Source organism: Brachybacterium tyrofermentans, assembly GCF_014897585.1.
GTDB lineage: Bacteria > Actinomycetota > Actinomycetes > Actinomycetales > Dermabacteraceae > Brachybacterium > Brachybacterium tyrofermentans.
Genome location: NZ_JABUXW010000006.1, coordinates 141,693 through 156,968, shown reverse-complemented (window position 1 = coordinate 156,968; position 15,276 = coordinate 141,693). Strand labels below are relative to the sequence as shown.

14 protein-coding genes and 1 riboswitch are annotated in these 15,276 nt (G+C 72.6%); of the genes, 4 read left to right on the top strand and 10 right to left on the bottom strand.

The window, feature by feature from the left end; translation table 11 throughout:
• Positions 1–32: 32 nt before the first annotated feature.
• From INT49_RS06170 to INT49_RS06155, 4 genes are all read right to left on the bottom strand, one after another.
• A complete protein-coding gene (locus INT49_RS06170; RefSeq protein ID WP_193116832.1) occupies positions 33–2,555 on the bottom strand; it encodes an ATP-binding cassette domain-containing protein in 2,523 nt (840 codons plus the stop codon).
• Positions 2,545–3,180, bottom strand: a complete 636-nt coding sequence (locus INT49_RS06165) for an ECF transporter S component (protein WP_193116831.1) — start codon at positions 3,178–3,180, stop codon at positions 2,545–2,547. Before INT49_RS06165 ends, INT49_RS06170 begins: the two co-directional genes overlap by 11 nt.
• Positions 3,177–3,944, bottom strand: a complete 768-nt coding sequence (locus tag INT49_RS06160) for a YkoF family thiamine/hydroxymethylpyrimidine-binding protein (RefSeq protein ID WP_193116830.1) — start codon at positions 3,942–3,944, stop codon at positions 3,177–3,179. The genes INT49_RS06165 and INT49_RS06160 overlap by 4 nt, the downstream gene beginning before the upstream one ends.
• Positions 3,945–3,982: 38 nt before the next feature.
• A riboswitch (TPP riboswitch) is annotated at positions 3,983–4,091 on the bottom strand.
• Between the two features lie 125 nt (positions 4,092–4,216).
• Positions 4,217–4,933, bottom strand: coding sequence for an MBL fold metallo-hydrolase (locus INT49_RS06155; protein ID WP_193116829.1), 717 nt, complete (start codon positions 4,931–4,933; stop codon positions 4,217–4,219).
• 283 nt (positions 4,934–5,216) lie between these two features.
• Between INT49_RS06155 and purS the strand changes: the two genes are divergently transcribed.
• Positions 5,217–5,486 carry a phosphoribosylformylglycinamidine synthase subunit PurS gene (gene purS, locus INT49_RS06150; RefSeq protein ID WP_193116828.1) on the top strand — a complete coding sequence of 90 codons (270 nt, stop codon included), beginning with the start codon at positions 5,217–5,219 and terminating at the stop codon, positions 5,484–5,486.
• Positions 5,486–6,211, top strand: a complete 726-nt coding sequence (gene purQ, locus INT49_RS06145; RefSeq protein ID WP_193116827.1) for a phosphoribosylformylglycinamidine synthase subunit PurQ — start codon at positions 5,486–5,488, stop codon at positions 6,209–6,211. The genes purS and purQ overlap by 1 nt, the downstream gene beginning before the upstream one ends.
• Before the next feature lie 412 nt (positions 6,212–6,623).
• Here the strand turns inward: purQ and INT49_RS06140 are convergent, their stop codons facing one another.
• The gene (locus INT49_RS06140; RefSeq protein WP_319021531.1) at positions 6,624–7,916 is read right to left on the bottom strand and encodes a class I SAM-dependent methyltransferase; all 1,293 of its coding nucleotides are present in this window, start codon (positions 7,914–7,916) and stop codon (positions 6,624–6,626) included.
• A gap of 4 nt (positions 7,917–7,920) precedes the next feature.
• A complete protein-coding gene (locus INT49_RS06135) occupies positions 7,921–8,967 on the bottom strand; it encodes a pirin family protein (RefSeq protein WP_193116826.1) in 1,047 nt (348 codons plus the stop codon).
• 121 nt (positions 8,968–9,088) lie between these two features.
• On the opposite strand from INT49_RS06135, the gene INT49_RS06130 reads away from it, so the two are divergent.
• Entirely contained in the window at positions 9,089–10,195 is a 1,107-nt protein-coding gene (locus tag INT49_RS06130) for a serine hydrolase domain-containing protein (protein ID WP_193116825.1), read from the top strand.
• A 221-nt stretch (positions 10,196–10,416) separates the two neighbouring features.
• Here the strand turns inward: INT49_RS06130 and INT49_RS06125 are convergent, their stop codons facing one another.
• Positions 10,417–11,241 (bottom strand): MerR family transcriptional regulator, encoded by an 825-nt coding sequence (locus tag INT49_RS06125; RefSeq protein WP_193116824.1) that lies wholly within the window; start codon positions 11,239–11,241, stop codon positions 10,417–10,419.
• 34 nt (positions 11,242–11,275) lie between these two features.
• A complete protein-coding gene (locus INT49_RS06120; protein ID WP_193116823.1) occupies positions 11,276–11,671 on the bottom strand; it encodes an MmcQ/YjbR family DNA-binding protein in 396 nt (131 codons plus the stop codon).
• 62 nt (positions 11,672–11,733) lie between these two features.
• On the opposite strand from INT49_RS06120, the gene INT49_RS06115 reads away from it, so the two are divergent.
• On the top strand, positions 11,734–12,720 hold the full coding sequence (locus INT49_RS06115; protein ID WP_193116822.1) for a nucleoside hydrolase: 987 nt from the start codon (positions 11,734–11,736) through the stop codon (positions 12,718–12,720).
• Positions 12,721–12,825: 105 nt separating this feature from the next.
• Here the strand turns inward: INT49_RS06115 and INT49_RS06110 are convergent, their stop codons facing one another.
• Positions 12,826–13,857, bottom strand: coding sequence for a MaoC/PaaZ C-terminal domain-containing protein (locus INT49_RS06110; protein WP_319021530.1), 1,032 nt, complete (start codon positions 13,855–13,857; stop codon positions 12,826–12,828).
• Positions 13,854–15,212: a 3-oxoacyl-ACP reductase gene (locus INT49_RS06105; RefSeq protein WP_193116821.1), complete on the bottom strand. Its 1,359-nt coding sequence runs from the start codon at positions 15,210–15,212 to the stop codon at positions 13,854–13,856. The genes INT49_RS06110 and INT49_RS06105 overlap by 4 nt, the downstream gene beginning before the upstream one ends.
• Positions 15,213–15,276 lie beyond the last annotated feature (64 nt).

The window sequence follows — 15,276 nt, the reverse complement described above, 5'->3', positions numbered from 1 at the left end:
CCCGGTGCGTCCGACGTGCCGAGTGCGCCCGGTCAGCTGAGCACCAGGACGGCGCCGACGACCGTCGCCACGACCACCCCGAGCAGCAGATCGGCCCGACCGCAGGGGACCGGTCGCCAGATCGTGCGCGGCCCCTCGCCGAGCCCCCGGGACTCGAGGGCGAAGGCGAGGCGTTCCGCGCTGCGGATCGCGTCGACGAGCAGCGCGAAGGCGCAGGCCACGAGGTGTCGGGGGCGGAGCCTGCCCACGGTGCCGTCCGTCCGCACGGGCGGGCGCGCACGGTGGGCGCGCGTGATCGTCGCCCAGCGCGACGGCAGGTCGTCCAGGAGCCTCCGGCCCGCCAGCAGGGCGTAGGCGTACCGGGCCGGCAGGCGGGCATGCTGCTGCAGGCTCACCATCGTGCGACGCGGATCGGTGGCCCGGGCGACCGCGAGCGCCCCGAGCCCGATCACCAGGGCGCGCAGGGCGAGCGCCGTCCCCAGGACGATCCCCTCCTGCGTGATCCGCACCGGCAGCTCGGGCCACGGCTCATGGCCGGGCCTGCTGAGCACGTTGACCGCGAACACCCCCAGGGCGAACACCACGAAGGGCACCTGCGCCCGCAGGAGCGCGAGCGGCCGGATCCGACATCCGGCCAGCGTCGCCGCCGTGAGCAGCACGTACAGCGCGACCAGCGGCACCGGGTCGGTCAGCGCGATGCACACGATGCTCAGCGCCGTGAGCAGGCCCAGCAGCACGGTCGGGTTGCGTTGGGACAGCCAGCCGTGCGCTGCGGCCGACGGGTCTGCCGTGCCCGCCTCTCCTCTGTCCTCGCACCCGCGCTCTCCCCGGTCGCCGCGCTCGGGCCTGCCCGTCTCCGCCGTGGGGGATGCGACGAGCCCGGCCCGATGCAGCAGGTCCGCGTCGGCCAGCAGCTTCGCGGGTGGCATCGGACCGTGCACGCGACCATCGGCGAGCACCGCCACGGCGTGCGCCTGCTCGACGGCCCGCAGATCATGGGTGGTCATGAGCACGGCGCGCCCGTTCGCCGCGCTCTCCCGCAGCAGCTCGAGCACGGTGTCCTGGGCCGCCCGGTCCAGACCGAAGCCGGGTTCGTCTGCCAGGAGCACGGGACGGCCGGTGAGCAGCATCGCTCCGAGGGAGAGACGCCGCTGCTGCCCGCCCGAGAGCCGGAAGGGGCTCGCCTCCGCCCAGTCACGCAGCGCGAGCTGCTCCAGCATCTCGCCCACCGCGGCCTCCTCCGCGCCGGACGCCCGGAGCTCTCCGACCACGGTGGAGCCGATGAACTGGGCCTCGGGACGTTGGAAGACCAGTCCGGCTGCGGCACCGGAGATGGCGCCTGCACGGGGCGGGTCCAGTCGCGCGAGGGCGGCCAGCAGGGTGGATTTGCCGGCACCGTTGCGGCCGACGACCGCCAGCACCTGACCGGATCGCACCTCGAGGTCGACGCCCTCGAGCAGACGTCGACCCTCGTACCCGAGTGCGACCCCGTTCGCGGTCAGCAGCGGCCTGCCCGGGACGGCCGCACGGCCCGGCGCCACCGTCTCCTCAGTGGTCTGCTCCTGCTCCGAGGCCCGGGATCCTGGCCGCGCAGCAGTCGGAATACCGGCCGGGGTCGGCGCCGGGATCGCTGCCTCAGCTGACTCGTCGAGCGATTCCTCGACCGGTCCCTCGGGCGGCCTCTCGAGCATCCCCTCGAGCGATCTCTCGAGGTCGCGAGGAAGCCAGCATCCTTCCGCGCGCAGCGTCGCCCCGTGCTGGAGGAGCACCTCGTGCGTCGGCCCGTCGGCGAGGACCCGCCCGGAGCGATCCAGCGCGATCGTGCGCGGAGGGAGGGCGGCGAGGCCGCCTGCGCCCGCCCACTCGTCGAGACGGTGCTCGACGAGGATCGCCGCGGTCTCTCCGTCCTGCAGGGCCGCCTGGACGCTCCCACGCACCGCGGCGATGCCGCCCGCATCGAGCATCGCGGTGGGTTCATCGAGCAGGAGGAGCCGGGGCTCTGCGGCGAGCACCGCGGCGAGTGCGGCGCGCTGCAGCTGCCCGCCCGAGAGGGTCGAGGCCTTCCGGGATGCGAGGCCTTCGGCGCCGGCGGCAGTCAGCGCCGCGTGCACCCGACCCCCGATCTGTGGGGCCGGGACCTGACGGTTCTCCAGCGGCAGGGCCACGTCGTCGGCCACATCAGGCAGGCAGACCCCGCTGGCCGGGTCCTGCCCGAGATAGCCGACCGTGCGCGAGGCCGCGACCACACCGTCGGCCACCGGGTCGATCCCGCCCACGCGGATGCTCCCGGTGACGCGGCCGTGCAGGTGCGAGGGGATCGCGCCGGCGAGCGTGCGCAGCAGCGTCGACTTCCCGGCCCCGCTCGGGCCGATCAGCAGCACGTGGTCTCCGACCGCGAGGGTGCCGCTCCACGGTCCGACCCCGTCCCCCGAGGGCAGCACCACCTCGAGGTCCTCTGCCTCGAGGAGCGGGGCCGAGGGGACCGACGGGGCCGACGGGGCCGAGACGGAGACGACCGCATCCCTCGGCTCACCGTGGGTGGTCTCAGCGGACACGTCGCTCCACGATGTCCTGCGCGTCACGCGGCGCGGCACCGATCGCGAAGTCGTCGAGCACACCCGTTCGCCGCAGTGCGCCGACGATGACCTTCGCCAGCAGCCCGCCGAGAACGATCCCCGAGAGCACCTGCACGCCCAGGCGCAGCTCGAGCAGATCCTGCCCGTACCAGCCCATCCGATATGCGGTCCAGAAGAACACGAGCGCGGCGCCGAAGGCGCCCGAGGCGGCGAACACGCCCCAGCCGAAGCGACGGTACCGGGTCAGGGCGAAGGGCAGCTCGCTGCCGATCCCCTGCAGCAGCGCCGAGAGCACCAGCAGCGGGCCGACGGGGCTGCCCAGGAACACCACCTCGACGACCGCCGCGATCAGCTCGGCGAGGATGCCGCTGCCGGGCCGTCGGAGGATCGCCACGGCGATCGGGCCGACGAGCAGCCAGGACCCGAACAGGACGTGCTGGGCGAGGTCGCCCGCGGGGCCCATGGCGATCGCAAGGCCGTTCCATGCCTGGACGAAGACCCAGTACAGGAAGCCGAACACGACGCCGAGCACGACGACCAGCACGATCTCCCGCAGGGTGAAGCGGGACCGCCTGCGGGTCGGGCCCGCCTGCACCGCGGTCATCGGGTCACCTCGTCCAGGGTGTGCGTGGCGTGCGAGGGGCTGTTCAGCGAGATCGTGAGGTGGCTGGTCACGTGCTGGACGCTGCGTCCCACCAGCAGCCATCCGGCGATCGCGGTGGCCAGGACATCGCCGACGTCGCCCTCGAGGCGGGTCACGAAGTGCTCGGATCCGCGGAAGGTGCCCAGCTCGCGGGCGTGGTCGATCGCGGCGTAGATGTCCCGCATGTGGTCCGGGAGCGTGCCGTCGGCGAGCACCTGGTCGGCCAGTGGGTACAGCGCCCATTCCGCCGAGGCGTAGCGGCCCGTACGGCGGGGCTCGAGGACCTCCACGCCGCGGGGTCCGGCCCCGCCGGGCAGCTCGCAGGCCACCTCTCCCGGGCATCCCCGGGACAGCAGCACGGAGATCGTGGCGTGGTGCTCGGTGCGGGCGAGATCCTCGGCGAGGTCGATGAGATAGCGCTGCAGGTGCGCCTCGTGGCCGCCGACGTAGGTGGAGACGTCCCCGGTCTCGCGCACGAGGCCGGTGTCGTCGAGGCGGGAGAGGATGCCGCGCAGGAGCGACGCGTAGTCGTCGGCCATCACGGCGGCGCTCACCCGGGCGCCGACGCCGAAGCCCAGCGGAGTCGCGGTGGGGTCGGCGGCGTGTTCCGTGGGATTCGCGGCGTTCTGCGTGGGATCCGCCGCGTTCTCTGCGGGAGCGGAAGCGGGCCCCGGGGCGGCAGGAGGGACGCTCCCGGGAACAGGGGGCGGGGAGGAGAGGATCATGGTCCGTGCCTTTCACGAAGGGCACGGGCACACGGCGGATCTCGCCCGGCGGAGCTCCCTGCGCCGGCATGATCCGGGTCAGGTTCTACGGTCGGAGTTGGAGAACTCCCTCTCAGCCCGGCCTACCGGACTCCCGTGCACGGGGCCACTGTAGACGGCCCCACGGGCTCGCCGGGCACCGCGTCCACGAGACCCGCTGCCCGCGTGGTCGCTGTCGAGGTCCTGGTCGAGATCGTGGGCGTGGACGTAGGCGTGAGCTCAGAGCTCAGAGCTCAGAGCTCGACGGTGCCGTCCTCCGGCCAGTCACGCACCTCGGTGCCCTCGGGCGAGAGCGCACCCGCCTGGCGCAGGTAGATCGCCCGACCGCCGTCGCTGGCCACCGCGTCGTGGACCGGCAGGGCGAGGCGCGGGCGCACCGCGCGCAGGAAGTCGATGGTCTCGGACATCTTGGACCACGGTGCCACCACGGCGAAGGCGAGGGCGTCGATCCCGTGGAACTCCTGCAGAGGATCCAGGGAGTCTCCCGTGATCCCGAGCTGCGGCCCGCCCCCCGCGGAGAGCACGAGGCCGATATTGCCCACGCGGGGGATATCGGGATGGATGATCGCGTGCTGACCGCCCGCCGCCCCGATCCGCAGCGCCTCCTGCCCGTCCACTGCCGGGAACTCATGGGCCTCGCCCGCACTGAGCGGCAGCAGCCTCTCGGTCGAGACCGCCGCGCCGTCCTCGCTGCTCTCGGCGAGCTGTGCGGCGGTCTCAGGCTCGGCGATCACGACCGCCTGCGAGCTCGCGTCCAGGACGTGGTCCAGCAGGCCGCGGTCGAGATGATCGGGGTGCTGGTGCGTGATGGCGACGGTGTCGATGCCCGCGAGCACGTCGGCGCCCAGCGCCCGCACGGACTCGCCGTTGAAGGTGCCGGGGTCCACGAGGACCCGCCGCCCGGCCATCTCGACGAGCAGGCAGGAATGGACGAGGTGACGGATCTTCATGGCTGCCTCCGGGGTCTGCGGAATCGGATGCCCCTACCGTACGAACATGGGACCACCCCGCCAATGGCCTGCGGAGACCGCTCGGCTCCCGTGCCGATCAGTCTCGATCCCCCTGCGGAACCTGCTCGCGTGGGCACTCCCCCGCCGGACGCCCTCGGCTCGGTACGATGGGGGCGTCGGCACCGATCCGTCGGTGAGCCCGGGAGCTTCTCCCGCCCCGCCCTGCAGAATCATCCCGTCCGGCCCGCCCCGAGCGCGGCCGTCGTCCTCCAGGAGAACGCCCATGCCCCGCGTCGTGGTCCATGTCATGCCGAAGCCGGAGATCCTCGACCCCCAGGGCAAGGCCGTCGCCGCGGCCCTGCCCCGCCTGGGCTTCGAGGGCATCAGCTCCGTGCGCCAGGGCAAGCGGTTCGAGCTCGAGGTCGAGGGCGAGGTCACCGACGAGGTGCTCGCCTCCCTCCGCGAAGCCGCCACCACCTTGCTGTCCAACCCCGTGATCGAGGACGTCATCGCCCTCGAGGTCGAGGATCCCGCCACGGAGGGCCAGGCCTGATGCGCGTCGGTGTGGTGACGTTCCCGGGCACGCTGGATGACCGCGATGCCCTGCGTGCCGTGCGGATCGCCGGCGCCGAGCCGGTCGCGCTATGGCACGGCGACGACGAGCTCGCCGATGTCCAGGCGGTCGTGCTGCCTGGAGGCTTCTCCTACGGCGACTACCTGCGCGCCGGGGCGATCAGCCGCTTCGCGCCCGTGATGGAGAAGGTCGTCGACGCCGCCAACGGCGGTATGCCGGTGCTCGGCATCTGCAACGGCTTCCAGGTGCTCTGCGAGACCCACCTGCTGCCCGGCGCGATGATCAAGAACGCGCACCGCTCGTTCATCTGCCGCGACCAGCCGCTGCGGGTCGAGAACACGCGCACCGCCTGGACCTCCGACTACCAGCAGGACCAGGTCATCCGGGTTCCGCTGAAGAACCAGGACGGGCAGTACGTGTCCGACGAGCGCACGCTCTCCCAGCTCGAGGACGAGGGCCGCGTGGTGTTCCGCTACGCCGCCGGCGCCACCCACGGTCCGGCCGGCTTCGAGTCCAACCCCAACGGCTCGCGCAACGACATCGCCGGCGTCACCAACGCCGCGGGCAACGTCGTGGGCCTCATGCCGCACCCCGAGCACGCGGTCGAGGCCGGCTTCGGGCCCGACGAGCCCGGCGCGGGGACCCGTACCGGCACTGACGGCCTGGGCGTGTTCACCTCGGTGCTGCGCAGCCTCGTCGCCTGAGACGCGGCGCCTCCCCCGGCATCTCGCCTGTGCCTCCGCACAGTGCAGTGGTGCCTCCACGCCGTGGAGTGGCGCCCCCACACAGTGCAGTGGCGCCTCCGCACAGTCGAGTAATGCGCCCTGAGGACCGATCCCGGCACGAACATCGGTCCTCAGGGCGCAGAACTCGGGAGCACGGCGTGCGCCCCGCGCTGACGTCCGACCGGCACTACTCGGCCCGCACTGACCGTCCTGCCCTGCTCGTCCAGCGCTGCTCGGCCCGCACTGACCGTCCTGCCCTGCTCGTCCAGCGCTGCTCGGCCCGCGCTGACCCTCCGGCACCGCCCGACCCGCCCTGCTCGTCCAGCGCTGCTCAACTCGCACTGCTCGACCGGCCCGGAGTCCAGCCGACGGGGTCGGACGCAAGGCGGCGTCAGACGCGCTCGGCGGAGAGCACCGTGAAGCGACGGTCGCGGGCCCGCTGACGCACCGGACCGACGCGACGCTCCACCTCGGTGCGGTACCGCAGGTGGGAGTTGTGCACGAACCACAGCTGCCCGCCGGGTCGCAGCACCCGCGAGGCGGCGTCGAGCAGCCCGTCCACGAGCGTCGCATCGATCGCGGTGCCGTCGTGGAAGGGCGGGTTCAGCAGCACCAGGTCCAGGCTGCGATCTGCCACCTGGGAGAAGGCGTCGTCCCAGACCAGTTCGATGTCCTCCCGCTCGAGAGCGTTCGCGGCGAGAGTGGCCCGGGTCGAGGCGACCGCGTCGGCGTCCTCGTCGCTTCCCAGCACCGAGGCCTCGGGCAGCGCGGCCGCGAGGTAGGAGGTCATCAGGCCGTTCCCGCAGCCGAGATCTGCCGCAGAGCGCACCGGCGACTCCTCTGTGGCGAGCTCCCCGGCGGCCACGGCCTGGTCCAGGGAGGACAGCAGCAGGAGGCTGCCGGCGTCGGCCCCGGACCCGCCGAACACGGTGCCGACGCCGCGCAGCGACAGGGACCGCTGCTGGCCCCGCACCACGATCCGCGTGGTGCTCTCGGTGGGCGTCGGCCCGGCGGTCTGCTCCCGCAGGCCGGTGCCGATCAGCGCGCGGGACTTCCCGATGCCGCGGCTGGCCCGGACCTCGGTGAAGAGCTTCGCGAGCACGTCGTTCTGGGAACGCGTCATATGCTTGACCCGGCCACCGGCGATGAGCTCGAGGCCGCCGTCCCCGCGCCCGCGGACGGCCTCGGCCAGCCGGCGGGCACGGTCCTCCAGGGCGTGCAGAGACTTGGGCAGGCGCATCAGCACCATCTGGTGCCCCTCGACCCTCGCCGCGGCCGCGCCGAGCTCGACGGGCTGGGGTCCGACGGGGAGCAGCAGGCGGCCAGCCGCGAGCGGCGTCGCGAAGCGCTCCGCCAGGGTCGCTGCCAGCACCGTCGATGAGGTCCAGCTGAGCACCTTCGCGTCCTCGTGCTCGGCCACGGCGGCGAGCGCGAAGTCGGTCAGCGCGCCGGTCGCATCGTCCACCACGATGACGTCGCAGGGGCAGCCGATGCCGGCCTCCTCGGCCGCGGCCATGATCACTCGATCGGTCTGGTCCGCGCCCTGAGGCGTCTGCGCCGCAGTCGGTGCCGTCGGGTTCTGGGGTGACGCGGTGGATTCCGTCGCGGTGGAATCCGTCGCGGTGGCGGGCGTCGCTGTGGAGGCCGTCGCGGCGCTGTCGTCGGCTGCGGGGGTGTGGGGCACGGGATCAGTCCTTCGAGAGGCCGGCGCGACCGCGGGGGCGCAGCCGACCGTTGGGGAGCATGGGGGCGGGCAGAGCCGCAGGAGTGTGGGGAGCGAAGGGGCCGAACTGCTCGGCGTCCGCCGTGAGGCCGGCGCGCTCCCGGGCCACCGAGGCGATCGGGGCCTGGTCGAGCGTACCCTCCGCCTCGATCTCCGCCTGGTAGCGGGCACGGAACTGCGCGATCTCCTCATGGGTGCGACCCACGAAGTTCCACCACATGAGGATGTCCTCCCTCAGCGGTTCGCCGCCCAGGAGGATCACCCGCAGGTCCTCGTCCCCGGTGGCCTGGAGCTCGAGATGGTCGGCACCATCGGGCAGCACGGCGAGCTCGGCGCGGGCGGCAGCGGACTCCTGGCCGCCGACGACCAGATGCGCCGCGCCCCGATCCACCAGCATCCCGTGCTCGTGCGCCGGATCCAGGTCGATGCGCAGCCGATGCCCGGCCCGCAGCTCGATCTGTGCCATGGACAGGGCGGTGTCGGTGACCAGGGGGCTGGTGTCCTCGAGCACGGCCCCGTCCTCGTCGGCCGCCCGAAAGGCCCCCATCCCCACTCGCACGCGCACGGTCGACGTGGCCTGTTCGACCGGGGTGTGCACCGCGAACTCCTGCTCGCGGAACCGGGCCCGGTCCGGCAGGGCGTACCAGAGCTGCACGCCGTGCAGGAGCGTGGTGTCGAGGGTGGAGAACTCCGAGTGGGTGATGCCGTAGCCGGCCACCATGAGGTCCACGTCGCCCGGCCGCACCAGAGCGTGGCTGCCGATCGAGTCGCGATGCGTGATCGCGCCCTCGAACAGCCAGGAGACCGTGGCGAGACCGGTGTGGGGATGACGGGCGACCTGCATGCCACCGCCCGCGGAGACGTCGTCGGGCCCGAAATGGTCCACGAAGCACCAGGCCCCGATGAGAGAGGTCTGCCGCGCCGGCAGGGTACGGAGCACGGTCATCCCGCGCGGTCCGCCGAGCGGGACGGCTCGCGGGCTGAGCAGAAGGACGTTCTCGAGGGCGCTCATGGCCCGAGTGTAGGGCCGTGCCAGCCGCACCAGCCGTGCCAGCCGCACCAGCCGTACCAGCCGTACCAGCCGTGCCAGCCGCGCCGGCCTGGCCCGGGGAGCCCCGGCGTACCCTGGCCGCATGTCGATGCCGACCTCCGGACCCGCACACCTGCTCGAGAGCTTCGTCGCGGACGGAACCGTCCCCGGTGGAGTGATCGCCCACGGGCACGACCCCGAGCCCCACGCCGCGGGGACGATGTCGATCGGTGGCTCTCCGATGCCGGCCGACGCGATCTTCCGCATCCAGTCGATGACCAAGCTGATCACCACGGTCGCCGCGCTGCGCCTCGTCGAGCAGGGCGAGCTCGCGCTCGACTCCCCGGTGGCGACCTGGCTGCCGGAGCTCGCCGAACCCGTGGTCCTCTCCCGGCCCGATGAGGAGCTCACCGACACCGTGCCCGCCGAGCGGCCCATCACCCTGCGTCACCTGCTGACCAACACCTCCGGCTACGGCATGATCCTCGACGGCTCACCGCTGCAGCGCGCCATGGCCGACAGCGCCACCGAGGCCGGGCCCCTGCCGCCGGCGCTGGGGGCCGACGACTGGCTCGCGGCGCTCGCCTCCCTGCCCCTGGTCGGGCAGCCCGGAGAGGTCTGGCGCTATCACCACTCCTTCGGTTTGCTCGGCATCCTGCTGTCGCGGATCAGCGGCACCAGCGCCGGAGAGCATCTCGCGGCCACCCTGTTCGCCCCGCTCGGGATGCGCGACACGGGATACTTCGTGCCGCGGGAGACGGCGCACCGGCTCCCGGCGGCCTACGGGGTCGAGGGCGATGAGCTCGTGGAGCGGGAGCCCGCGGCCGGCGGCTTCCACGTCGGCCCGCCGCCCTACGACATGAGCCACAGCGAGCTGCTCTCGACGGCGCCGGACTACCTGCGGTTCCTGCGGGCGCTGCGCGACGGCGAGCTGATCGATGCGGAGCATCTGGCGATGCTGAGCCGGGACCAGGTGCCCGACGGCGCGAAGGACCCGAGCTCGTTCTTCCCGGGGTTCTGGGAGCACACCGGTTGGGGCTTCGGCGTCTGCGTGGTGGCCGACGGCCCGCACCGCGGCCGCTTCGGCTGGTCCGGCGGCGCGGGCACCGACTTCTTCGTCGACCCCGACGGCACGGTGGGCATCGTGCTCACCCAGGTGGAGATGGGCGGGCGGATCGCTCCCCTGCTCGAGGCCTACGGCGAGCTCTGAGCTCCGGGCGGCCACTCCCCCGAGACGCCGAGACGCCGAGACGCCGAGATCCGTCGCCCGCCCTCGGGGCGTCGCGAAAGGTGCCACTCCGATGGCACCTTTCACGACGCGGCACGACGATCTATCCGAGGGCCGACCCCGGAACGTCGGCCCGACAGTTCGACGTCCCGACGGGGCGACGGGGCTCTCCGTGGCTCACCCGCTGCGCGGCGTCTCAGCGCTCACTGCCAGGTCGCGGTCTCCGGGTCCACGCCCTGGGACCGGGCGCTCTCCTCGATCGCGCGCCGCAGCCAGACGGCGAGACCCTCGCCGCGCTCGTCGTAGTGCGCGGCGAATCTCGGATCCTCCGTGTACATCCGCGCCAGCACGACCTGCATCGAGGGCGTGCAGTCGTAGTGCCTCCCGATCGAAGCACGGTGGCGCTCGGCCAGCGCGTTCGCCTCCTCGCTCCCCGGCTCCACCCCGCGGCTCAGGGCCTCGGCGAGCGCGGCCTCGACCTCGTCGGTCTCGTCCTTGATCGTCTGCCACTGCGCCGCGTCCCAGGATCCGGTGCGGGCGGCGGACTGCTTCCAGGCGTCGGACCCGCCCCACCGCTCGCGGGCCTCGTCCTGGTAGGCGGGGTCCCAGTCGGTGCCGAAGATGCGGGCCTGCTCCTCGGGGGTCAGGCTGGTGCCCGTCGTGCTCTTCTCGTGCGTCATGTCGGTTCTCTCGATCATCTCGTCGACGGCCCGTGCCGTCTTCTCGAGCCGGTGGATCCGCTCCCGCAGGAGGATCCGCTGGCGGTGGAGGTGCACGCCGGGATCGACGAATGGATCATCGAGGATCCGGCCGATCTCGGCGAGCGCCAGACCGAGCTCGCGGTAGACGAGCACCCGGTGGATCCGGGAGATGTCCTGCGCGTCGTACAGCCGATACCCCGACCAGGTGCGTCCGCTGGGACGCACCAGGCCGATCCCGTCCCAGTGATGCAGGGTGCGGACGCTCACGCCGACGAGGTCGGCGACGCGGCCCACGGTGAGGTCGTCAGGGGTGTGCTTCTCGGTCATGAGGACAACCTTCCGGCCTGACGTCGCGTGAGGGTCAAGCCCGGTCCTCGAGCTCCGCCACGAGGCGCTTCGGGGCCACCCTGCGATAGGACTCCTCGATCAGCTCGGCGAGCTCTGCGTCGGTGGTTCTCGCGTCCAGGTCCACACCGATCCAGCCGGACGCTCCGAGGTACGCGGGGGCGAAGGTGCGCGGATCCTCCGCCAGCGCGGCGGTCTCCGACGGCGGCAGGTGCACGAGCACCGCCTGAGGGTGCTGCTCCCACTGTCCGTCCACCTTCAGGGCCCCGCCGTAGTAGCAGTGGACCTTCACGGTGCAGAAGGCGGGTCGGCCATGGCTGATCTTCTCCTTCGCGCCGGGCAGGGCGAGCGCGACCGACCGCACGCGCTCCAGCATCGGATCGTCGTCGTCGAACATCTGTGGATGCGCCATGGGGAGATCCTGCCGTGATCGGCGGTGCTCCGCCAGCCCTCCGGTGGCTCTACGCTGGCCCGATGACCCTCCCCGTGCTGATCGACTGCGACACCGGCATCGACGATGCGATCGCCCTGACCTATCTCGCCTGCCGCCGTGACGTGGAGATCGCCGGCATCGTCTCCACCGGCGGCAACGTGCCCGTCCCCGCCGTGCACCGCAACAACCTCGCTCTGGCCGGGCTGCTCGACATCGCAGCGCCGATCTCGCTCGGAGCGTCGCACCCGCTCGCGCAGGAGCCGATGTATGCCGACGACACCCACGGCCCGCAGGGCCTCGGCCACGCCGTGCTCCCGGACCCTGAGCGCACCGAGGACCCCCGCTCGGGCGCACAGCTGTGGGTCGACATCGCCCGCGCGCATCCCGGCGAGCTCGTGGGTCTCGTGCTGGGCCCGCACACGAACCTCGCCCTCGCGCTCGAGATCGAGCCCGAGCTCCCGCGGCTGCTGAAGCGCCTGCACATCATGGGAGGGGCGATCAACCATCGGGGGAACACCGGGGCCACGAGCGAATGGAACTTCGCCGTGGATCCGGAGGCCGCCCAGCGCGTGCTCGCCGCCTTCACCGGCGCCCCGGCGCGCCCCGTGCTCGGGTCGCTCGAGGCCACCGAAGCGGTGCAGTTCCACCAGGACACCCTGGACCGGATCACGCAGCTCGGGGAGAGCACCGGCCACCCGGTGGCGATGATCCTCGCCGAGGCGCTGCGCTTCTACTTCGAGTTCCATCAGGCCGACGGTTTCGGCTGGATGGCGCATGTGCATGACCCGCTGGTCGCCGCGCACGCGGTGACGGGGCATTTCGCCGGGACGCGCCCGCTCCCGGTCGACGTCGAGCTCGCCGGTACCCTCACCCGCGGGCAGAGCGTGGGTGATGAGCTGGGCCGCTGGGGCCGGGAGCCGAACGTCGACGTGCTCACCGGCGTCCAGCCCAAGGCGTTCATCGAGCACCTGCTCGCCACGCTCGAGGCGGGTCTCAGGGCGCAGGCGGCAGAGCGATCCGGCAGCTGAGAGAGCACCCTGATCAGCATGCACTCTCAGGGCGCTCTGTGAACAGGGGTCACTCTGACCAGCGATCTCTCTGGCCAGCGTGCCCTTGAACAGGGTGCTCTCTGATCAGCCGAGCGTGGTGACCGCGACCTCGAAGCAGCGACGCGGCCCCTTGTCCCCGGAGCCCGCACGCCAGCCCACGCAGCGCACGCCGCCGGAGCCGCGGTCGTCGCCGGAGCCCTGGGGGTCGCCGGAGCCGCGGTCATCGTCGTAGGCCACCAGCACCGTGCCCGGCAGCGTCACCGGGGCGTCGAAGCTGACGTCCCAGCGCAGCGGCCGCGAGAGATCCACCCCGGATTCGGTGAAGGCCCGCGAGGCGGTGTACATCCCGTGGGCGATGGCGCGCGGGAATCCGAAGGCCTTCGCGCTCAGGGCGGAGAGATGGATCGGATTCACGTCTCCGGAGACGGCCGCGTAGCGGCGCCCGGTGTCTGCCGGGAGCTTCCACCGTCCGGTAGGACGGGGTGCCTCGAACGCCCGACGTGCGGAGTGCTCAGGGCCTCCGCTGCTCGTTGAGCCCGAGGCGCTGCCATCGGCGGCGCTCGCAGAACCGCTCTCCGCGCCCTCCCCCGTGATCAGGTAGGTGGAGACGTCGGTCGCGATGATCTCGCCATCCTGCCCGAGGATGGTGGAGACCGCCTCGAAGGTGCGGCCCTTGCGATGAGGCTGCAGATCCCGCACCCGGCACTCGACGTCCACCAGCTCCCCGACGCGCACGGGGCGGTGCTGCAGGATCTGGTTGCGCAGATGCACCAGACCCAGCAGTGCGAAGGGGACGTCGCGCCGGGCGAGGAGGGCGAGCGAGACCGGGAAGGCGAGCACGTGCAGCACGCCGGGATGGACCAGGTCGGTGGCCGGCCCACCCATCAGATGGTCGAAGTCGCGGGCGCGCTCGGCATCGATCCGCACCTTCCGCACCCGGTAGGCGATGCTCGGCAGGGTCGGATCGGCCTGCGGGGCCCGTCGGGCCCGTCGCGGATCCAGGGCCGAGCGGGGGTCCAGCGCCGCCGCATAGATGGCTGGGAACGAGGGGACCTCCGAGAGGTCCTTGATCCGCTCGCCCGTCTGGGAGGTCCCGGTGCCGGTCACGGCGCTCACTTCCCCACCATGTTCTGTCCGCACACACGCAGGGTCTCGCCGCGCAGGCCACCCGCTTCGTCGGAGGCGAGGAAGGCGATCGCCTCGGCGACGTCCACCGGAAGGCCTCCCTGCTGCAGGGAGTTCAGCCGTCGGGCGACCTCCCGGGTCAGGGCCGGCATCTTGGCGGTCATCTCGGTCTCGATGAACCCGGGCGCGACCGCGTTCGCGGTGCCGCCGATCGACTCCAGGCGGGCGGCGAGCGCACCGACGAAGGCGATCACGCCAGCCTTGGAGGCGGCGTAGTTCGTCTGCCCGCGGTTGCCGGCGATGCCGCTGGTGGAGGCCAGGGAGACGACGCGCGGCTGGTCGCCGAGCACGTCCCCGGCTTCGATCAGCGCCTGCGTGAGGGTGATCTGGCTGGAGATGTTCACCGCGAGCACGGGGACCCAGCGCTCCGGGGTCATGTTGGCGAACAGCTTGTCGCGGGTGATGCCGGCGTTGAGCACGGCGATGTCCAGGCTCAGCCCCCGCTCGCGCAGGAACGCCACCAGGCGGTCCCCCGCACCGTCGGAGGTGACGTCGAGCTGCACCGGTACCGCGCGCAGGTCGTTGGCCAGGCGCGAGAGCTCGGTGCCCGCGCCGGGTACGTCGAGGACCACGAGCTGGGCCCCGTCGGCCGCGAGGGTGCGGGCGATCGCCGCGCCGATCCCGCGGGCGGCGCCGGTGACCAGGGCGGTGCGCCCGGCGAGGGGCTTGGCGAGGTCCGCGGTGCGCGACCCGTCGGCGGTGGAGACCGTGAGGAACTGACCGGTGACGAAGGCGCTGCGGGCTGAGAGCAGGAAGCGCAGGGCCCCGGTCACGCCGGGGGCGTCGAGGTCCACGCCGTCGCGCACGAGGATGCCGTTGGCGGTCGCCCCGCCGCGCATCTCATGGGCGAGCGAGCGCAGGAAGCCCTCGACGCCGCCGCGGGCCGCATCGCGTGCGGGGTCCTCACCCCGGGCGGGACGGGAGATCGTGACGACCCGGGCGCCGGGGGCGAGGGAGCGCATCGCGCCGGACAGCGGGAGCAGGATCCTCCCGAGGTCCGCGGGAGTGCTGATCTCGTCGAGCACCGCGATGACCGAGCCGACGGAGCGCAGCTCGTCGAAGCGTCGGCGCACGTCGACGCCCTGGCCGAGGAGGTCACGGGTGATCTGCTCGGCGCCCGCGGAGCTTCCGAGCACGACCACCGGCCCGAGCACGGGCTCGGGGCGGTCGCCGCGGCGTGGGAGCGTCGAGGGACGCGGCAGGCCCACCTGCTTGGCGATGAGCTTGCCCGGGGCGGAGCGGACGAACTTCGTGTAGGTGTCTGTTCTGGCAGCGGTGTCGGTCATGGGGTCTCCTTCACACGAGGGTGCGGCGTCGAGGACGCGGAGTCTGGTCTGGACGGATCTGAGA

Excerpts from the sequence above, each read along its gene's own strand:
- INT49_RS06165 (WP_193116831.1), bottom strand. The coding sequence starts at position 3,180 with ATGACCGCGGTGCAGGCGGGCCCGACCCGCAGGCGGTCCCGCTTCACC.
- INT49_RS06160 (WP_193116830.1), bottom strand. The coding sequence starts at position 3,944 with ATGATCCTCTCCTCCCCGCCCCCTGTTCCCGGGAGCGTCCCTCCTGCC.
- INT49_RS06155 (WP_193116829.1), bottom strand. The coding sequence starts at position 4,933 with ATGAAGATCCGTCACCTCGTCCATTCCTGCCTGCTCGTCGAGATGGCC.
- purS (WP_193116828.1), top strand. The coding sequence starts at position 5,217 with ATGCCCCGCGTCGTGGTCCATGTCATGCCGAAGCCGGAGATCCTCGAC.
- purQ (WP_193116827.1), top strand. The coding sequence starts at position 5,486 with ATGCGCGTCGGTGTGGTGACGTTCCCGGGCACGCTGGATGACCGCGAT.
- INT49_RS06135 (WP_193116826.1), bottom strand. The coding sequence starts at position 8,967 with ATGAGCGCCCTCGAGAACGTCCTTCTGCTCAGCCCGCGAGCCGTCCCG.
- INT49_RS06130 (WP_193116825.1), top strand. The coding sequence starts at position 9,089 with ATGTCGATGCCGACCTCCGGACCCGCACACCTGCTCGAGAGCTTCGTC.
- INT49_RS06125 (WP_193116824.1), bottom strand. The coding sequence starts at position 11,241 with ATGACCGAGAAGCACACCCCTGACGACCTCACCGTGGGCCGCGTCGCC.
- INT49_RS06120 (WP_193116823.1), bottom strand. The coding sequence starts at position 11,671 with ATGGCGCATCCACAGATGTTCGACGACGACGATCCGATGCTGGAGCGC.
- INT49_RS06115 (WP_193116822.1), top strand. The coding sequence starts at position 11,734 with ATGACCCTCCCCGTGCTGATCGACTGCGACACCGGCATCGACGATGCG.
- INT49_RS06105 (WP_193116821.1), bottom strand. The coding sequence starts at position 15,212 with ATGACCGACACCGCTGCCAGAACAGACACCTACACGAAGTTCGTCCGC.